This window comes from Catalinimonas alkaloidigena, assembly GCF_029504655.1.
Lineage (GTDB): Bacteria > Bacteroidota > Bacteroidia > Cytophagales > Cyclobacteriaceae > Catalinimonas > Catalinimonas alkaloidigena.
On the sequence record NZ_JAQFIL010000001.1, the window covers coordinates 2188017 to 2208971 of the forward strand.

The window sequence follows — 20955 nt, forward strand, 5'->3', positions numbered from 1 at the left end:
ATTGATGCTGAGGACTTTTTTTGACGCATGAACAACGTGTTATTCCCAGGCAGCTAATGGTGATTTTTTTTGGAGTAAAAACTCTCCACTAAACTGATGCTGAGATTTTTCCGGTAATGGATGAAAAATTCCGGCTTGCACATCTCTGAACAGTCTTTCCAGTGTAAAAGCTCTGAAAAAGCTCCTGCCTCCCACGGCTTCCATAGCTTTTTCTACCGCTTTTATCGCAGATTTGGCTACCAATGACTTCCTGCACATCATGGCTTGTCCCATATGATCAGTAGGTTGGAAATCAAAGTTATTGCATAAACCAATCATATCTTTGAGCACTACCTGGGCATTAATAAGTTCGTTATTCATTTCCCCAATAAGTACTGGCATATGTGGTTTTACGCTCACATTTTTCAATGCTGTTTCTACTGCCTGTTCTGCGATGCCTACGTAAACAGACATGATAAGAGGCAGGGCTACTGTCAATACTACATTCCAGAACATATGATATTCCCCTTGGGGTCTGCTTAGCACTATGGCTGATTCGGGTACAAACACTTGGTCCAGTTTGACAGTATGTGAGCCAGTGCCTCTCATGCCCAGTGTATGCCAATTATCCATGACAAATACACCTTTGGTATGCATAGGGATAGGGAAATGAAGAACTTGCCATCCTTTTTCAGGATCCTTATAAGGAGCACTGGTCACCAATACATCACCAACACTGGCCTGACTGGCAAAGTGCTTCTCCGCACTTACTAAATATCCACCTTCAACTTTCTCCATTTTGCCATTTGATTCCAGCCAGTCACGAGCTCCAGTGCTAATAAGAGTTAGCTGCTGGTTGACCACTTTTTTCAGTACGACTTCACCCCCTTTTCCATGTTTATATTTCCAGATATTGGCTGCCAGAAGGTGCTGGTGCATGGAAAGAGCCAATGCCGTTGAGCTGTCGTAGTGAGCAATCTCTCTCAACATACTGCACATTTGGGCATGTGATAATCCTTGCCCTCCCAATGCTGTGGGAATCATCGCAGTGAAGAACTTATGCTCTTTTAAGGCTACGTAGTTTTCTTTTACAAAAGTGTCAGAAGCGTCATAACGAGCTGCTCTACTGACAAAATCTTTTCCCAGCGAATGTATTAGTTCTGTCCATTGGGTTATCGTTGCTTGTTCCTCTTTTACTGCATCCATAAAAGTATATTTTTATATGAAGAAAAAAACTTCAAGCCTGGCTGGACTTGAATACTTTGTCAAGCTAACAACTAAGAGAATAAACAGCTTTGCTGAAAAGACGAGAGTTTGTGCTGAGAAGCTTAAATTAAAGTTGCTTTATTCAGGGACTTCACCTTTTTAAAGGAAGTAGGCGTAGCACCATATTTTTCTTTGAACACCCGGGTAAAATGAGAAGGGTTTTCAAAACCACAGTCCATCAGTAGGTCGTTTATAGGCAAACTTGTGTTTTCCAATAGTGTCCGGGCATGTTCCAGGCGCTTTTGGGTGAGCCATCGCCCGGGCGAACAGCCGTATATTTCTTTGAAATCGCGTTTAAAAATACTTAAGCTTCTGCCACAAATTCTGGCAAATTGTTCCAGTGAAAGTTTGTAGGTAAAATTCGCTTCCATGATTGCCCGGATTGAAGGCTTGGTTTGAAAACAAATAGACTGCCAATAGGCATGCAACTGCCTATGCTTTGCAGAGGAAGCGAGATTAAGCAGTAACTCTTTGAACTTTAACTCAAGCAAACAGCTATCAGGCGCATCCTTCTGATAAAAATATGCATAAAGTGACTGAAAGTAAGTATCCAACGTACGATCAAGATGTACAGGAATCACATTGTCTGAAGCATCAACAACTGCTTTTGACTTTGACAGTTGATGCTTTCCAATCACTTCTTTGATAAATGAATCAGGCACAAAAATGAAAAGCGCACAAAAGTCTTCTTTAAAGAACTTATGGATGATATTAGCTCCTTTTTTGACGAAAATCATTTCACCGGCGTGGACCAGGTATTCTTTTTGACGGGTATTCCACTGCTTTTTTCCGGAGAGTACGTAGACAAAGTAATTGCAGTGTGACCAGATGTCAAATACAGATTTTTCTTCCAGGCACTTAAATTCAGTGAAGAGCATTTCCGACACTTTAAACTGACGGAAAAGAGGATTTTCACTCGCCGCTTCAAATAGATTTATCATCAATAGTAATTTACTGATAGTAAGAAGGATTAGCAAGTAGAAGTATCGGATTTTGACGTTCACCTTGCTATTGGTCTACTGCCTGGATTGATTTATCTAATTTTTAAGATACTTGGGCTTAAAAGCTTCGTTTCTCCTCTTCAAATGCTATTTTGCGAGCAAAATACCGACAAGCTAAAACAACTTACAATAAACAACATGCAGACTACAGCCAGGTATAGGCACCTATCACTTCGGATCACACTCCTCACGATATTGATTATTCATGGGTACTATTTTTCTTTCCCATTAAAAGCCCAAAGCCAGGGCGGACTGATAGTAGTTCGGGGCAAAGTGGTAGACGTAGACACAAAAGAGGCACTTCCTTATGCCACAGTGAGCCTGTTTCAGCTGCAAGACAGCAGCCTGGTAAGTGGAGGGATTACTGAAGAAAATGGTACGTTTAGCCTGGATGCTAAGGCTGGAAACTACTACCTGACCATCAACTTTATGGGCTATGCCTCAAAAAAGCTGAATGACCTAAGGCTGAATGCGGGGCTGGGACTGGTGAACCTGGGTGAAATAGCCATAGAAGCACAAACAACGGACCTGGAAGAAGTGATTGTGCAGGGTGAGAAAGATCTGGTGGAGTTAGCCTTGGATAAAAAAGTTTTCAATGTAAGCCAGGATCCGATCAATGCTGGGCGAAATGCAGCAGACATACTCGGTAATTTACCTTCAGTAACGGTAGATGGTGAAGGTAATGTGAGTTTAAGAGGAAGTGATAATGTGCAAATTCTTATTGATGGAAAACCTTCTGGCTTGTTGAGCTTTGATGGTGCCGAAGGCTTGCGGCAGTTACAGGGTGGACTGGTAGATAATGTGGAGATCATCACCAATCCTTCGGCACGTTATCAGGCTGAGGGTATGGCGGGCATCATCAATATTGTCCTCAAAAAAGAGCAGAGTAAAGGGATCAATGGTTCTTTTGATTTTACAGCAGGGCAGCCTGATAATTACGGGGCAGCCATCAACTTAAACTATCGTCGTGAAAACCTCAATTTCTTCATCAACTACGGCCTGATTTATCGTAACATTGAAAACCCTTACAATACCCTTTACCAGGAAGTATACGGTGAGGATACCACCTTTATCACCCGGCAGAAAAATATCGGCCGCCAAACTGTACTGAATAATAACATTCAGCTGGGGGCTGACTACTTCTTCAACGAAAACAATATTCTGACAACTTCTTTTACCTACCGCCACGCCAAAGGCAAGCGAAATACAGAGATAGAATATATGGATTATCTGTTTACCGATGATAATCTCCAAAGCATTACGCGCAGGTATCAGGATGAAGATGAGACAGAGCCTAACCTGGAATATTCACTTAACTATAAGCGTAATTTCGGAAGTGAAGATCATGAGCTTACTGCAATCTTAACCTATATTGATAATTGGGAAGAATCTGACCAACTCTATACCCAAAAATCTTTTACCCCTGAAAATCTGCCTAGTGGTGATCCTGATGAACTGCAGCGTTCATACAATTATGAAACAGAGAAACAACTGTTGTTGCAGGCTGACTATGTCTATCCCTTTGGTGCGGAGGGTAAATTTGAAACAGGTATACGCAATACGCTGCGGGATATTACCAATGATTTCCTGGTTACAGCGCAACAAGATGATGCATGGATACCCCTGGAAGGGCTGGATAATGATTTTTATTATGATGAAAATATTTATGCTGCCTATATGATCGTGGGCAACAAAACCGATAAATTAGGATATCAGTTAGGACTACGAGGTGAGTATACCGACCTGACTACCGAATTGCTGCAAACCGCTGAGGTAAACCAAAGGGACTATTTTAATCTCTTTCCATCGGCTCATTTTACTTATGACCTTCCCAATGAACATGCTCTGCAGCTCAGCTACAGCCGACGTCTACACCGCCCTACGTATAATGATCTTACCCCTTTTGTCACTTTCTTTGATAACCGCAATTTTTTCAGCGGTAATCCTGATCTGAACCCAGAATATACGCATTCCATTGAGGCGGGACATATCAAGTATTTTGAAACAGCGTCCATCAGTTCAGCCCTTTATTACCGTCATACAGATGATAAGATTCTGCGTATACGCGAAGTCAATGAAGAAGGGGAGTCCACTACGCGTCCTTACAATTTGGTGATGGAAGACGCATATGGTGCAGAATTCATTACCTCTTATCAACCGATCGCATGGTGGAAAATGGATCTGAATTTGAACTTTTATCGCGCTATCATTGATGGTACTAACCTGGACCAGTCTTTTGAAAGCGATACCTATACCTGGTTTGGCAGGCTAAATTCTCGTTTTACCTTATGGGGCAATACGGATCTGCAATTACGTGCCAGCTATGAAGCTCCTCAGCAAACACCTCAGGGAAGACAACTGGCAATTGCTTTTCTAGACGTCGCGATCACTCGTGACGTATTTAATAACAATGGAACACTGACCCTGAATGTTGTGGATGTGTTTAGAAGTAATCGTGATAGAAGCATCACTGAAGGAGATATTTTCTATACGCGTCGCAATTCACTACGCACTCCACGACAGATTAATCTTACGCTGAACTACCGGTTAAATCAGAGTAAAAAGACGAATGAAAAATAGGCTAAGTGGAAAAATCAGCTAGCGACTTTTGTGTGCTTCTCCACCCTCAGGGCCATAAAAAAACACCCAGGTAGAAAAATCATCACTAAAATCAAAGAAGCGATGCTTCATTCCGGCAGGAACAAAAAGAAAATCGCCGGGTGTAAAGCTTACTGTTTTGTTCTCAATTTTAAATTTTCCGCTACCAGAAATAATCACATAGATTTCGTCGCGCATATGTGGTTTTTGATGATCTACAGTATTAGGTTTGTAAATTTCAACGGAAAGACTGCCGTGTTCAAAAAGCGTCTTGAAAACCTCATCGGTCTCGTGTAAAGCAGATATGGCTTCAAATGGGGATAGTTTAAATTTTTTCATAACGAGTCATTTAAAGGACCTCCTGACGAACGTTTAATCTGTCAGTGATGATTTTCATATGAATCGCTGTGCCACACACAGCCATAAGGGACCTTACAATTACTTCATTGTAAGTGAATATTATAAAGACAGTCGTTTTGTTAATTTTAAATATTCGGAATTAAAGTGTTTCTAATACTTAATTACTTTTACTCAAGCCCTGTTTTGTAAATGTGGAAAAATCAGGGAAATTATTGATAATCGGCACTATTTTATAGATTTAGGAAAATTTGTGAGAGTGGATAGAAAAAACATACAGCAGCATAATTTACACCTAGAGCAGTCAACTGCCAACAGTATGCGGCAGTTTGAAAAAGTATATCATGAACACATTGATGCCCTCCATAATTACGGAATGAAATTTAATGCCAATCGCGAACTTATAGAAGACTGTGTTCAGGATCTTTTTGCTGATCTATGGGAAAAGAGGAATAAATTGGATACCATAGTTTCTTTACGCTCTTATCTGTTGGGAGCGCTGAGGCGTAAATTACTCAGAAAAATCTATAGTGATCGTGAATATGTGTATGATGCTGAAGAATATAGCGGTTTTTTTGAAATGCATCTGCTAAAAAATGCAGAAGCCGAAATGGCATTGGCCGAAGAGCAGCTTGTGCAAATCAATTCGGCATTTGCTAAGCTCACCGAAAAGCAGAAAGAAGTCATTTATTTGCGGTTTTATAACCAACTTAGCTATAAAGAAATTGCAGAAGTAATGGCTGTGCAAACGCGTACAGTATATAAACTTGCCTATCGGGCCATAGATATGCTGAAAGAGCAGATAAGCCCATACACACCAGCCTTACAGGCTCTGCTTTATTGGTTAATTTGTTAACAGCAACTCTTATTTTTTGTGATTTTATCAAAGTTTTCGCTGTTCTGTTTATCATTCTGCAAAAATTAATTTTTTTTACTTTTTCATGGGGCACAATGATGCATTGCTGTAACTACTCATTACAGCAACAATCTCATGAACAAAGAAAACTACGAAACTTACCAACTTAGCGATTTCATCCTGGACGAAAGCTTTCAGGCATGGGTTCAGGGAAAGCATGACCCATTCTGGGATCATTTTTTAGATGAGTATCCTGAAAAGAATAATGTGTTCAAGGAAGCGCGTCTGATGGTAGAGGCACTCAGTGTTTCTGAACAAAAACTTTCAGTAACCGAGAAAGAAAATTACCTGGCAGCCATTTACCTTAAAGCTGAACAAAGAGAAAAAAGCAGGGATAAGTCACCTTACCTTTTACCTTACTGGAAATACGCGGCCTCGCTTACTGCACTTATTCTGCTGAGTGGACTGGTTTATTATTTCTTCTTAAGCACTTCTTTTCAATATTATGAGACTGCCTATCAGGAGACGCAGCGCTTTCAGCTAGCGGATGGTACTGAGGTGGTACTTAATGCCAATTCCACACTGAAAGTACTGCCTGACCTTCAGGATAAGGATGTAAGAGAAGTCTGGCTGGATGGTGAGGCATTTTTTAAGGTAAATCAACTTATGCAGGAAGGTGATTCCAGCACTTTTGTTGTACATACCCCAAACCTTGATGTCCAGGTATTAGGTACACATTTCAATGTAAAAAGTAGAGATGGCAATACCAGAGTGATGCTGGAAGAAGGCTCAGTAAAAGTAGCGAATGTAAATACCCGTGAAAACCTGCTTATGTCACCGGGGGAAGCTATTGAGTTGAATGAGCGGGAAGGAAAAATCAAAAAAGAGTTAGCAAAAGAGTCAAAAGAGCTGGCCTGGCAGCACAACTACTTCATTTTTGAAAACGAAAGCCTGGCTGATGTAGCTGCTGAAATCTATCAATATTACGGAATTCAGGTGCGATTTGAGGAAGCTGAGATGCGCGATTACATTTTTACTGCCGAAGTATCTCGGGAGAATTTACCTCTTCTGCAAACGCTGATAGAGGAAGCTTTTGATATGCGTATCAAAAGAGAAGGAAATGCGATGATTTTTCAAAAAACTAACCAGGATTCTTTTTAAGCCTGCACGAAGATGTCGGCTATAACTTTCATATTCTAATTAAATTATTTTGTTATGAAACCCAAACTTACCAGAGTTACAGGGGCATTAGTAATAATGTTACATTTTTTTGCCCCTCCGTTAATACATGCCCAGAGTTGGGCGTCTGTCACTAATATGGACATGATAAAAATTGCTTCTCATGAAGGAGCAACTGTTGACGAAGGTTACCATGCTTCAAATGCTGATCAGCAAAACAATCCGGTATCCTTAGACAGCTTTTTATCTAAATTGGAAAAGGAATATGCGATCAGCTTTGCCTACGATGGGAATCTGGTGAAAGATAAAGAAGTGAAGCTAAAAAATGAGCAGGAGGAAAACCTGGAAAAAGTGCTGGATGAAGCCCTGACTCCGCTCAAGCTAAAATATAAAAGAGTAAGTGAGAGGCACTATATCATCCAGCAGGCATTGGAGCAAAAAGTCAATAAAATTGATACTAATTCTGGGGATGTAGACAAACCAAAAGCACCTGCATTTTTAACTTCAATGAATGCTCATGATGCACCTATAATCATGCAACAGACGATTAGCGGTGTAGTCACCGACGGTGACAACGGAGAGCCTCTTCCGGGTGTGAGTATCCTGGCTCAGGGAACTACCACAGGTACAGTCACGAATATGAATGGTGAATATCGTCTGAGTGTTGCTGATGATGTAACTACTTTGGTTTTTTCTTCTATTGGTTATACTACTGAAGAAGTTGCTATAAACAATCGCACAACCATCAATCTGGAACTGATGCCCGACATCCAGTCACTAAGTGAAGTGGTGGTGGTAGGGTATGGTACCCAGAAAAAATCTGATGTAACTGGTGCTATCGGAATGGTAAGCTCAGAAGAACTGTTGAAAGCTCCGGTAAACAACGCTTTGCAAGGATTACAGGGTAAAGTAGCAGGAGTGAACGTATTCCTCAACTCAGGCTCGCCTACCAGCAGCCCTCGTGTACTTATTCGTGGGTTAGGTACTATTAATGCTAATTCATCTCCTTTGTATGTAGTAGATGGTGTAGTGATGGAGGATATTCAATTCCTCAATCCCAATGACATCCAGAGTATGGAAGTACTCAAAGATGCTTCAGCAACTGCGATTTACGGTTCAAGAGGTGCCAATGGAGTAATATTGGTAACCACCAAAAGAGGAGCCAATACTGAAGGCTTGATCGTGGGCTATGATGGCTATGTCAGCTTCGGAACGCTTAGAAAGAAAATGGACCTGCTGAATGCTGAAGAGTGGCTGGATGTCGTAAGAATCGGTATGGAAAATACGCCCAAGTATCGTCCTGATAGTAATCCGGTTTTCACGACTAACGACCCTAACCTTTTTGATGAAAACGGAAATCCCTTGTACGATACCGACTGGCAGGAAGAGGCAACACGTACAGCTGTTTCTCACAATCACCAGTTTTCTATCCGTCAAAAAAGCGAGAAGTCTTCTTACGGTGCGTTCCTGAACTACTCTCGCATGGAGGGTACTATGCTGAACAATTACATGGAGCGTGTATATGGTAAAATTGCATACGAAGGAAACCCTAAAGATTGGTTTACTTTCGGCTTTAACTTACTGGCTAACTATACCAAAGAAAACGAATTTGACGAAGGTGGCGGATACCAGATGCCTCGTCGTACCATGATTGAAATGCCTCCTATCTTTCCGGTAAGATTTCCTGACGGAACCTATAGTAATAGCCAGATGATTTCTGATCCTTATAACCTGGAAGCCATGGCTAATCCGGTTCATGTGCTGGAAACGCAGGATAGAATCAGAAAGCGTACCCAGTTATTTGGTAATACCTACTTTGTTTTCCACCTGGCGGATGGCCTTGACCTGAGAACCCAGTTTGGTTTTGACAAGCACGACAGACTGTTCCAGAATTATAGTCCTACTGACCTGATTAATATTTCTGATCCATTAGGGACAGCCAACCAGGCCAACGAAAGAGTAATGTACTGGCAGGAAGAGACTTTCCTGAACTATAACAAAGATTTTGGTCAGCACCGTGTCAATGGGGTACTTGGTCTTAGCTGGCAGCAGCGCATACAGGACGGTTTTGGTATTACTACCCGAGGCTTTGCCGACGATTTCTTTAGGTATTATAATATGGGAGCTGCCAGCCAGCCCGATGCTCCTACCTCTTACTATGATGAGTGGACAATGAACTCTTATTTCCTGAGAGGCGGATATACTTATGCAGATAAATATATGCTGACATTGACAGGTAGAGTAGATGGTTCTTCTCGTTTCGGGGAAAACAATAAGTATGGTTTCTTCCCTTCAGTAGGTGCAGGTTGGATGCTTTCTGAAGAAGCTTTCCTGGAAAACTCTGACCTAATCAGTCAGTTAAAGTTAAGGTCTAGCTACGGTATCACCGGTAACACCGAGATTCCGATTTATCAGTCACTGGCAACAGTATCTTCAGGAACTGTATTACTTAATGGTCAGCGTGCAACCTCCAGTGTAGTCAACCGTCTGGCTAACCCTAATCTGGAGTGGGAAAAAACCAAGCAGTTTGATATTGGTTTTAACCTGGCAATGTTTGACTACAAAGTTTCGTTGGAGTTTGATTATTACTACAAGCTGACAACCGATCTGTTACTTAATAGACCGCTTCCTCAGACTACTGGTTTTAGCTCTGTGTTTGATAATATTGGTTCGGTATCTAACCGTGGTGTAGAAGTGATGTTGAACACTACCAATGTTGAGAACAACCAGTTCAGCTGGAACTCTACGCTTAACTTCAATTACAATCAGAACCGGGTTGAAAAACTGGGTGAGAATGATGAGGATATCTTCCCTGGTCCTAACTGGGTTTCAGGTAGCCAGACTATCCTAAGAGTAGGGGAGCCATTAAGTTCATTCTGGGGATATGAGCGATTAGGAACCTGGAACCTTGATGAAGCTGATGAAGCCGAAGCAGTGGGTGCTGTTCCCGGCGAAGCCAAGCGTTCAGCAGAGCAGAAAATTATTGGAAACGGCCTTCCCAAATGGACAGGTAGCTTCATCAATAATTTCCGTTACGGCAACTTTGACTTCAGCGTAGATCTGCAGTTTGTGTATGACGTTGACATTCTTCAGCAGTTCTACCACTCTACCGAAGACCGCTCAGGTATTGCCAACGGTTTGAGAACGATCCTGACCGAAGGATGGACTCCTGAAAACCAGAACACCATGGTGCAGGAAATCAGAAACCAGGCCTATGCCGGACAGAATAGCCAGGTAGATAGCCGCTGGATTGCTGATGGTTCGTACCTGAGAGGAAACCTGATTACCCTCGGCTACAACTTTGATAACGCTATGATGGAGCGTCTGAATATCGGTAGCTTGAGAGTTTATGCTAGTGTACAAAACGCATTTGTTATCAGTTCTGATGACTTTCAGGGATTAGATCCTGAAGCTACTTCTTGGGGAGGTAATCAGTGGGGACAGAATATGTTCTTCTTCCAGTACCCTCGTCCCAGAACGTATACCGTGGGCGTAAACTTTCAGTTCTAATCACAAAATTAAATAAACATGAAATGAGCATTCGTGAAGCCAAGAAATATGAAGGGAAGGAAAAATGCTCATTCTATGTGGCTTAAATAAATAAATTATAGACCCATGAAATATATATCTAAAGTATTCATGCTCATGGTCGCGGGGACGCTTTTCTACTCCTGCGACGACTTTCTGGAGGAAGCACCCAGAGATGAAATAAGCTTAAACCAGTTTTTTACTGAACCCGCACATGCTGAAAATGCGGTGAATGCATTATACCGTGTAGGTGCGCCTCAGATGTATTCCGATGGTGGCGTTTATTCCGGTAAAAGAGGAATGTACGGACCCTATTTATCCGGTTTCTTTGATAATGAGTACAAAGGTCAGGAACCATATATACAGTTTGCTCAGCAACTCACATTGAATGGTACCAACATTGACGGCTTTTCCAATGGCATCTGGTCTGACCTTTATCTGGCTATTGCCAGAGCAAATAATGCGATCAGGTATATCCCTGAAACACCGGGCTTAGCAGATGCTGACGCCAACCGCCTGATGGCAGAAGCTCGTTTCTTCCGTGCTTTTGCCTATTTCTATCTGGTGCGTTTTTATGGGGAGGTCCCTTTAATAGAAGAGCCTTACGAAGCTATTGAAGACATCTATGTAGCTAGCAGCTCAGTTGCTGATGTATATAATCTGATCGTTAGCGATTTAGAGTATGCGATTAATGAAGGAGGACTATCAGATGCAGCTATGGTCAACAATGCTTTTAGAGTAACGCAGGGAGCTGCCGCGACCTTGCTTTCAGAAGTATACCTGACCATGAGTGGGTATCCTTTGCAGGAAGACCATTATGCTGATGCTGCTGACATGGCTCGTATGGTCATCAATAGTGGTACTTACACATTGGTACAAAATGATATGGAAGGGGGAGAGATTGATTTTGAAAACTCCGCCTACAATAAGATCAGACGGGAGGAGGCTTTGGCTGAAGAATATATCTACCTGGTAGAGTATCTGGTAGGCATTGAAACTTCTACTTATCCTCAATGGTCTTACCCTGTCGCTTACGCCAGTGATGTGGAGTATGCAATTACGAACGGGGCTTACCAGCCTGTAGATGAATTTATGTGGGGATACGATCAGGAGAATGATCTACGCGCACAAAACAAGCAGTATTTCCATACCACCTTTACGCACAGTGATGGTTCCACTTCTACATTTCCTCCTACTCCCTATATCTGGCATGATGATGATGCGCTTTTCCAAACCGCTACTTCCGGTAAAGATGCGAGAGCGTTAAGCTATTCTGAGGTGCTGCTGACTGCGGCTGAATCTATTGCCCGTTCTGAGGGGGTAACCGCAGAAGCGGTTGACTACCTGGCTCAGGTGAGAGACAGAGCTTACTGGAAGCAGGACATCAGTGAGATTAGGGATGCATTAACCGGTCTTTCGGTAGATGAATTTGTAGAAGAAGTGTGGGAAGAGCGTTACCGTGAACTGGTTTTTGACTTCAAACTGTGGTTTGACATGACCAGAACCAGAACTTATCCTGAGACTTCTGAAGATGCAAATGGTGAAATTGTATTCGCACCATTGGTTGGGCACGAAAATACCTGGGGGCAGACTTTTGAGGAGAAGCATCTGTTGCTGCCTATCCCTCAGCGAGAACTCCAAAGGAATCCTCAACTACAACAAAACGAAGGATACACTGAATAAGCACATACCACTTTATGGTAGATACCGTCATCCTGATCAGGGTGACGGTATTTTGTTTACACCAGTATTTGGATATTTATCAATTCTGTAAAAAACAGTGGGCTTATCATTTTCCATACGTAGTTCAATGAATTTCATTCCCAGTCGTTCCGCCAGCTTTTGAGAAGCCATGTGGGGCTGGTCCATCGCAGCAATCAGATAGGTGAATGAAAGTTTTTCAAAAGCATAAGTAATGATCGCCTGCGCCGCTTCAGTAGCATAACCTTTAGCGGTTTGAGATTCTTTTAAAGCATAAATCAGTTGTGGTTGTGCTTCACCAAAAAAGTACCATAGTCCGGTGAAACCAATAGTTTCATCCGTGCCCGGAAGGTTTATTTTCCAAATGCCAAAGTGATCGTGCTGGAAGTGTTTTTCATTTTGCTCCAGAATCTGATGTACAGAATCAAGAGTAATGATTTCATCATCCCAGAGATATTTTCGGATAAAACTTTGGGAGTTCAAATCATGAAACAACTCGTATTCCTGCCTTTCAAAGGGAATGAGGCTAATTCTGGAGGTATTGAGTTTACAGTTCATTGCCCTGTATTGTTTGGATTGCAGCATAGAACTAAACCGTAGTATAACTCAAGTTACAGGTTTACCATCAGAAATAAAACAGTTAGTGCATGGGACAATTGGCGCTACTGCATACGTTGCTCTTATGGATAATAAAGTTCAATTTAGCGCTCAAATGAGCGAGGCTTTATCTTCAAATACATTTATTACACACTCATGAAATATATTCTGAACTTCACGAAGTTTGCGTTACTATTGCTGCTCATGCTATGGCAGGTGAATGTGGCAGTGGCACAGCAGAAAAAGCAGCCCCTTGATTATGTAAATACCCTTATGGGTACCGATTCTGAGTTTACGCTCTCTAATGGAAATACCTACCCGGCAGTAGCGCTGCCCTGGGGTATGAACTTCTGGACGCCACAAACCAGCGACATGGGTGATGGCTGGGGATATAAATATGATGATTATAAAATCAGAGGGATTAAACAAACCCATCAACCCAGCCCGTGGATCAATGATTATGCAGCATTTGCACTGATGGCCATGACCGGTCAGCCGGTTTTTGACGAAGAAGAGAGAGGAAGCTGGTTTTCACACAAAGCTGAAATAGCCAAACCTCATTACTATAAGGTTTATCTGGCTGATTATGACGTAATGGTAGAAGTGACACCCACCGAAAGAGCAGCTGTATTTCGTTTTACGTTTCCTGAAAGTGATAGCTCTTACATACTACTGGATGCTTTTAACAAAGGCTCAAAAGTCAGTATTGACAAAGCTGGAAGAAAGATAGTGGGCTACTGCAGAAATAATTCAGGAGGGGTACCCGACAACTTCCACAACTACTTTGTGGCTGAATTTAGCAAAGACTTTACACTTACTCACACCTGGGAAGATAGTGTGATGCAGGAAAATAGTACTGCTGCGGAAGGTAATCATAGCGGTGGATTTGTAGGCTTTCCTACTACCAAAGGTGAAGTGGTGACGGTGAAAGTAGCATCATCCTTCATCAGCCCTGAACAGGCTGCGCTGAACCTTAAACGCGAAGTAGGAGGCGCCGATTTTGATACCATTTTGAGCCGGGCAGAAGAAAGTTGGAACAAGGAGTTGAGTAGAATAGAAGTAGAGGGTGGTACTACTGAGCAGAAAGCTACCTTTTACTCCTGCCTATATCGGATTTTGCTTTTCCCCCGTAAGTTTTATGAGTTCAACGCGCAGGATGAAATGGTGCACTACAGTCCCTATAATGGAGAAGTATTGCCCGGCTATATGTTTACCGATAATGGCTTCTGGGATACTTTCCGTGCCGTGTTTCCTTTCTTTACATTAATGTATCCTGAATTCAATAGTAATGTGATGCAGGGGCTGGTCAATACATATAAGGAGAGCGGTTGGCTACCAGAGTGGGCTAGTCCCGGACACAGAGGAAGCATGATTGGCTCCAACTCGGCAGTGAATATCGCTGACTCCTACCTGAAAGGAATTCGTGGTTACGATATTGAAACACTTTATGAAGCCATGATCAAAAATACCAAAAGTGTGGGCCCTATCCATTCAGTAGGTCGCTATGGCGCTGATTATTATAATGAGTTAGGCTATGTTCCCTACGATGTAGGTATTAATGAAAACGCTGCAAGGTCACTTGAGTATGCCTTCGCTGACTTCAATATCGCTGAACTGGCCAAAGCTTTGGGTAAACCCCAAAAGGAGGTAGCGCTATATGAAAAGCGGGCACAAAACTATCATAAGCTTTTTGATGAAGAAACCGGCTTGATGCGGGGAAAAAACGAAGATGGCACATTCCAGCAGCCTTTCAATCCTTTCAAATGGGGGGATGCTTTTACCGAAGGTAACAGTTGGCATTACAGCTGGTCGGTCTTTCAGGATATTGAAGGCTTAAGCCAATTGATGGGCGGGCACGATGCTTTTGTGAACAAGCTGGATTCAGTTTTTACGCTTCCACCCATATTTGATGATTCTTATTATGGCTTTCCGATTCACGAAATCCGTGAAATGCAGATTGTAAATATGGGGCAGTATGCACATGGCAACCAGCCTATACAGCATATGGTTTACCTCTATAATTATGCAGGACAGCCGTGGAAGACGCAGTACCATGTGCGTAATGTGATGAACAAACTATATACACCTTATCCGGATGGTTACTGTGGTGATGAAGATAATGGTCAGACATCTGCCTGGTACGTTTTTTCTGCGATGGGATTCTATCCGGTTACTCCCGGTACTCAGCAGTATGTGCTGGGTAGTCCGGTATTTGAGCGAGTGACATTGCACCTGCCCAATGGAGAGACTTTCATAATTGATGCTGAAGGTAACGACAAGGAAACCCCATACATTGAGGAGGCCAGCCTGAATGGACAGACTTATACGCGCAATTATCTTGAACATGATAAAATATTGGAAGGCGTTACGCTTAAGCTGGAGATGAGTACACAGCCTGCTGAAGGGAGAGGTACTGAGCCCGATGATTTTCCATTCTCCATGACTAAACCCTAAACAGCAATCATATTCTGAAGAAAAAGGGTGTCCCAGTTCAGTTGACACCCTTTTCTATATAAAAATCACAATAAAATTGAATTCAGGTATCAGCTATATCATCAGATAAAAGTAAAAATTGTGTATATATTATAATCGTGAATAATAATATGCTGTGAGTTAATTTTATACTAATAAGCTATTTTATGAATTTTTAGTAAATAATTTTTACGAAAATTCATTGCAATACTTTGACCGTTAGTCTGAATCAGCTTTTTTTTTTAGTCCGTAGGGTTGTTCTTACAAACATCTTTGTATTTGCTCTGTTAAAGGGTTGAGGTCGTAGCACAAGTAATTTTTCCGGAACACTTATTCCTGATACTTGCTTACCCTTCAAGTATAATGTGGTCTTTCCGTTTTGTTTTGCTGCCCTTATTTTTAAAAATCTGAAAGTTTTTTTGGCGCTCGTAGCTGTCCCTTTCAGAATCTATTTCTAACTAAACATTCCTGATATGAGAAGTACATTTACCCGACTGTGGTTCATCCACTTTCATCATGTCCATTCATTAATAGCATCATTGCTCTTTATTACGTGCTTTGGTGTTGCCAGTCATTCGGCCATGGCACAAGACAAAACAGTAAAAGGTAGCGTCAAGGATGCCAGTAGCGGAGAAGCATTAATAGGAGTTTCTGTTGTCATACAAGGTACTTCCCAGGGTACCGTAACTGATGTAAATGGGGATTATAGAGTGCAGGTATCCTCTCCGGATGATGTATTGGTTTTTTCCTTTATAGGCTATCAGACTGTTAACGAACGCGTAGGAGAGCGTAATACCATAAACCTGGAAATGCAAGTAGATACTAAGCAGTTATCTGAAGTAGTAGTTACTGCGCTGGGTGTAGAGCGAGAAAGCAAATCGCTGGGATATACGGTACAAAAAGTAAGTGGAGAAGAGATCACCCAAGCCAGAGAGACAAATGTTATAAACGCCTTGGCAGGTAAAGTTGCGGGAGTAAATATTGTTGGAAGCTCTTCCGGGCCTACCGCATCATCCAACATCACCATTCGTGGACAGTCTTCACTGTCCGGTAATAACCAGCCACTTTTCGTAGTCAACGGTTTGCCCATTACCAATGGTCTGAACAGCCCTGGCGATGGACTGAATGGTTCTACTACCATTGACTTCGGTAATGCTGCCAGTTTGATTAATCCTGATGATATAGCGGAGATCAGCGTATTGAAAGGACCAACCGCAGCTGCGCTCTATGGTACACGAGCTGCCAATGGAGTCGTGCTGATTACTACCAAAACCGGTAAAGATGCTGAAGGCTTTGGGGTGGAAATCAATTCCAACACTTCATTTCAATCGGTGCTCCGTTGGCCTGATTACCAGAACTCCTACGGGGGTGGTGGCTACGGTAAGCGTGACTATGTAAACGGAACGCAGTATACTGGAAGCTATGATGCGTTTGGAGAAAGCTGGGGGCCTCCGATGGATGGTAGGCTGGTAAGGCAATTTGGATCCGAGGGTGAGCCGGTACCTTTCAATCCATCTCCCGATAACATAAAAAATTTCTTTCGTACCGGGCGCACATTTACCAATAACGTTGCTTTAAACTACCATAAAGATGAAGCGGACTTCCGCCTCTCTTATACCAATTTAGATCAGCAAGGGGTAGTACCTAATTCTGATCTTAGCAGAAATACTTTCTTTACCAGCGCAGGCACGCGCATTGCTGAAAAGTTAAGTGTTCGTGGAAATATGTTTTACATTGATGGACAGTCCGGAAATGTTCCCAATGCCGGTTATGATGAATCATCATCTATCATGTACGGTTGGTTGTGGTACCCAAGAAATTTACCGATCTCAAAACTAGAAGACTACTGGGAGGTTGAAGATGTACAGCAACGCAACCATGAGTCCCTCTGGACAAACAACCCCTACTTTTTGGTCAATGAAAATACCAATAGTTACCAGCGTCGGAGATTTATCGGAAACGTAAATCTTATCTATGACATCACAGACAATCTGAAAGCACGCTTCCGCACCAGTGGAGATGTGAATAATGAAAGCCGTCAGTTTCGTCGCGCGGTGTCTACCCGGGGGACTCCCGAAGAACAGGGCAGCTACCGAGAAGATGAACTTTACTTTCGCGAGACCAACCATGAGTTGCTGATTACTTATAGTGGGGGGGAGATATCAGAAAATCTGTTTACATATGAAGTATCAGTAGGTGGAAACCGGATGAAGCAAATTAGCTCCACTACCCGTAATTATGCTCCCGGCCTTACGATCCCCGGCTTATTTAACCTGGGCAATGCCCGTGGAAATATCATTACCAATCAGTTTGACCAGGAAAAGCAGATCAATAGTATTTTTGGCCTGGCCAATATCGCTTACCAAAATATGATTTTTCTGGATCTGACCGCTCGTAATGACTGGTCCAGTACGCTTCCTATAAATAATAATTCATACTTCTATCCATCAGTTTCTCTGAGTGCAGTGATTTCTGATTTGTTTGATATTTCTCCTTCATCGCCTATCGCATTCGCTAAAATCAGAGCGGGCTATGCGCAGGTGGGTGGTGATACAGATCCCTACAATATCGCAAATGTGTATGAATTTGGAAATATCTGGGGTGGTCAGCCTGTAGCAAACAAAAGTGCTTTGCTTCGTAATCCCGATCTTAAGCCCGAGACTACCTCTACTTTTGAATTAGGAACGGATATCAGGTTTTTTGATGATCGGCTAGGTATAGATTTTACCTATTATTACATCAGCAGCCGTGACCAGATTTTGCAGGTACCCCTGGCCCAAACTACTGGTTATGCAGCGCGCCTGCTCAATGCCGGTGAGATTCAGAATAAAGGAGTAGAGTTGATGTTAAGAGCTACACCTCTGGAAACCAATGCAGGCTTAAACTGGGATGTTTCTTTGAATTTTGCCAGAAACAGAAGCGAAGTAATTTCTTTAGCTGATGGGATTACCAATTATCAAATCGCGCCAGATATGTATCCCGGAGACGGTGGACAGGACCTTTCACTGGAAGCCAGGGTAGGAGAGCCTATGGGGCAATTGGTAGGACTTGACCTGCAAAGAGTTCAGGAAGGCCCTTATGCCGGAGAGGTAATCCATCAGAACGGAATCCCTTTGGTAAATACAGAAAAAGTTAGTGCCGGAACCTATCAGCCAGATTTTACTTTCGGTCTTTATAATACTTTCAACTACAAAAATTTCAGCTTTGGATTTCTGTTTGACGGACGTGTAGGGGGCAAAATCTTTAGCCGTACCCACACCATGCTGGTGAGTGGTGGCGCAATTACCAATGAAGACGATGAAAAGATCGGTAGTATACTGGAAGGTAGGGTGGAACATGAGCCTTTACAGTATGATGCAGAAGGAAACCCTCCATTGGATGAAAATGGAAATTACGTCTGGGGGCCTTTTGTTGACGAAGGTAGCTTTGTGGGTCCGGGAGTGATGAATGTAGGTACTGAGGAAAATCCTGAATATGTACCTAATGATGAGCCTGTGGCTACCCGGGATTACATCTACCGATACTATAACAATATTTTTAACAGGGATATTATTACCACAGGTACTTTTGAAAATACCTGGGTAAAGTTAAGAGAGGTGATCATATCCTATAACTTACCTGCTTCCTTTACTGACCGCATTGGTTTACAGGCTGCTTCTGTATCTCTGGTAGGACGTAATCTTCTGCTGTTTACAGATGTGCCAACCATTGATCCCGAAGCATTTTCAATCAGGGATGGAAGGATTATCCAAGGGTTTGAGAGTACCCAGTTACCTTCTACCAGAAGTTTCGGCTTCAATATTAGTATCCGTCTGTAATCAATATTTCAAATAAAAATTGACCAATATGAAATCATTTATATATATATGCTTGATAGGATTGTTAGTGATAGCTGGCGCCTGTGATGAAGGCTTTGAAGAGGTGAATTCCAATCCTAATCAACCGGAAGAAGTAGCACCTAGCGCCATTTTGCCTCAGATTATCAGGTCTTCTGTTAATGCTTCAGTGGATCAGAGTTATCTGGTAGGCAATAACATTGTGCAACTTACCGCCAAAACCTTAAGGGTAGAAGTAGATATTTACAACTGGAATGCATTTGCCAATATTACCTGGTTTCCAATGTATGAGAGCCTACGCAATGTAATTGCTTTAGAACAAATCGCGGAGGAGCAGGAGCATGACAACTATCAGGCGGTTGCGCTGATCATGAAATCCTGGATTTTTTCGGTATTGACCGATGCATATGGAGATATTCCTTATTATGAAGCCATAGCTGCTGATCAGGATATCAATTTTCCAGCGTACGATGCACAGGAAGATATTTATCTTGGAGAAGAAGGCTTGCTGGATAATTTAGCCAGGGCAAATGATTTATTAAATACAGCCGGAAAAACGATTGAAGGAGATATTCTTTATGAGGGTGATGTAGAAAAATGGATCAGGCTGGCAAATTCATTGAGATTGCGCCTGCTGGCTCGTATTTCAGAAAAAGAACCTCAATTGGCAATGCGTAACATGCAGGATATCGTAAACGCAGGGAATCATATGCAAAGCTATGAAGACAATGCAGCCCTTGAATACCTGAATGCCTTTCCTAATCAATTTCCTTTAATACCTCTCAAGACCGGTGATTTTGATGCGGTTAATATTGGGGCCAGGGTGGTAAATGTATTTAATGAACTCAATGATCCACGTCTCGCAATTTACGCACGCCCTGAAAATGCACCTATCAACGCTTCCATTGACCCTGTATATTCGGGCCTGGTCAATGGTAGTGGCGATCCTGATCAAAAGTCAAGGTTAGGTTATCCGTTTTATGATTACCCTGGTCATCAGACTGCGCCTGATAAAGCCGACGGTATCATCATGACCAATGCTGAAACACAGTTTATTCTGGCTGAGGCAGCAGAAAGAGGATGGATTACGGGTGATCCAGAGGTTTTTTATAGAGCAGGTGTGATAAGTAGTATGAATTACTGGGGAGTAAGTTTTCCTTACACTTCACCTGAGGGTGATGAAGTGACTATTAGTGATTTTGAAGACTATTACGCACAGCAAGAAGTAGATTATGCACAGGCCGAAAATAAATTACAGAGAATAGGAGAGCAAAAGTGGATTGCCATGTATTTTACAGGCTTGGAAGCCTGGTTTGACTGGAGGAGAACAGGTTTTCCTGTACTTGAGCCTACACCGAATAATGAAAACAATGATATCATTCCGATAAGGTTTATCTACCCTGGACAGGAACAAAACCTGAATAGTGAAAACTATCAGGAAGCGGTAGCTGCTCAGGGTCCTGATGATATCAATACAAAAATGTGGCTTGTTGAAGAATAAAATTAAAGTGTCGCTACCCAGAAAGTAAGAGGTAGTGACACTTCTCCGCTTTTATTTATTCGCCAACTTAAACGCCAAATTGTC

12 protein-coding genes are annotated in these 20955 nt (G+C 42.3%); 8 read left to right on the top strand and 4 right to left on the bottom strand.

The window, feature by feature from the left end:
- Positions 1–39: 39 nt before the first annotated feature.
- Both OKW21_RS09035 and OKW21_RS09040 read right to left on the bottom strand, forming a co-directional pair.
- Positions 40–1185, bottom strand: a complete 1146-nt coding sequence (locus OKW21_RS09035) for an acyl-CoA dehydrogenase family protein (protein ID WP_277479092.1) — start codon at positions 1183–1185, stop codon at positions 40–42.
- Positions 1186–1307: 122 nt separating this feature from the next.
- Entirely contained in the window at positions 1308–2186 is an 879-nt protein-coding gene (locus tag OKW21_RS09040) for an AraC family transcriptional regulator (protein ID WP_277479093.1), read from the bottom strand.
- A gap of 198 nt (positions 2187–2384) precedes the next feature.
- Here OKW21_RS09040 and OKW21_RS09045 point away from each other — a divergent pair, with 198 nt between their 5' ends.
- Positions 2385–4826, top strand: coding sequence for a TonB-dependent receptor (locus OKW21_RS09045; RefSeq protein ID WP_277479094.1), 2442 nt, complete (start codon positions 2385–2387; stop codon positions 4824–4826).
- A gap of 18 nt (positions 4827–4844) precedes the next feature.
- On the opposite strand, the gene OKW21_RS09050 is transcribed toward OKW21_RS09045, so the two are convergent.
- The gene (locus OKW21_RS09050) at positions 4845–5183 is read right to left on the bottom strand and encodes a cupin domain-containing protein (protein ID WP_277479095.1); all 339 of its coding nucleotides are present in this window, start codon (positions 5181–5183) and stop codon (positions 4845–4847) included.
- A gap of 277 nt (positions 5184–5460) precedes the next feature.
- Here OKW21_RS09050 and OKW21_RS09055 point away from each other — a divergent pair, with 277 nt between their 5' ends.
- The 4 genes from OKW21_RS09055 (at position 5461) to OKW21_RS09070 (ending at position 12447) form a co-directional block, all read left to right on the top strand.
- The gene (locus OKW21_RS09055; protein WP_277479096.1) at positions 5461–6057 is read left to right on the top strand and encodes an RNA polymerase sigma factor; all 597 of its coding nucleotides are present in this window, start codon (positions 5461–5463) and stop codon (positions 6055–6057) included.
- A 135-nt stretch (positions 6058–6192) separates the two neighbouring features.
- A complete protein-coding gene (locus OKW21_RS09060; protein ID WP_277479097.1) occupies positions 6193–7218 on the top strand; it encodes a FecR family protein in 1026 nt (341 codons plus the stop codon).
- A 54-nt stretch (positions 7219–7272) separates the two neighbouring features.
- A complete protein-coding gene (locus OKW21_RS09065) occupies positions 7273–10746 on the top strand; it encodes a SusC/RagA family TonB-linked outer membrane protein (protein WP_277479098.1) in 3474 nt (1157 codons plus the stop codon).
- A gap of 105 nt (positions 10747–10851) precedes the next feature.
- Complete coding sequence (locus OKW21_RS09070; protein ID WP_277479099.1) at positions 10852–12447, top strand: RagB/SusD family nutrient uptake outer membrane protein; 1596 nt, start codon at positions 10852–10854, stop codon at positions 12445–12447.
- A gap of 36 nt (positions 12448–12483) precedes the next feature.
- Here the strand turns inward: OKW21_RS09070 and OKW21_RS09075 are convergent, their stop codons facing one another.
- Positions 12484–13023 carry a GNAT family N-acetyltransferase gene (locus tag OKW21_RS09075; protein WP_277479100.1) on the bottom strand — a complete coding sequence of 180 codons (540 nt, stop codon included), beginning with the start codon at positions 13021–13023 and terminating at the stop codon, positions 12484–12486.
- Between the two features lie 195 nt (positions 13024–13218).
- Between OKW21_RS09075 and OKW21_RS09080 the strand changes: the two genes are divergently transcribed.
- From OKW21_RS09080 to OKW21_RS09090, 3 genes are all read left to right on the top strand, one after another.
- A complete protein-coding gene (locus OKW21_RS09080; protein ID WP_277479101.1) occupies positions 13219–15516 on the top strand; it encodes a GH92 family glycosyl hydrolase in 2298 nt (765 codons plus the stop codon).
- Positions 15517–16007: 491 nt separating this feature from the next.
- Positions 16008–19352: a SusC/RagA family TonB-linked outer membrane protein gene (locus OKW21_RS09085; protein ID WP_277479102.1), complete on the top strand. Its 3345-nt coding sequence runs from the start codon at positions 16008–16010 to the stop codon at positions 19350–19352.
- A 28-nt stretch (positions 19353–19380) separates the two neighbouring features.
- Positions 19381–20871, top strand: coding sequence for a SusD/RagB family nutrient-binding outer membrane lipoprotein (locus OKW21_RS09090; RefSeq protein ID WP_277479103.1), 1491 nt, complete (start codon positions 19381–19383; stop codon positions 20869–20871).
- Positions 20872–20955 lie beyond the last annotated feature (84 nt).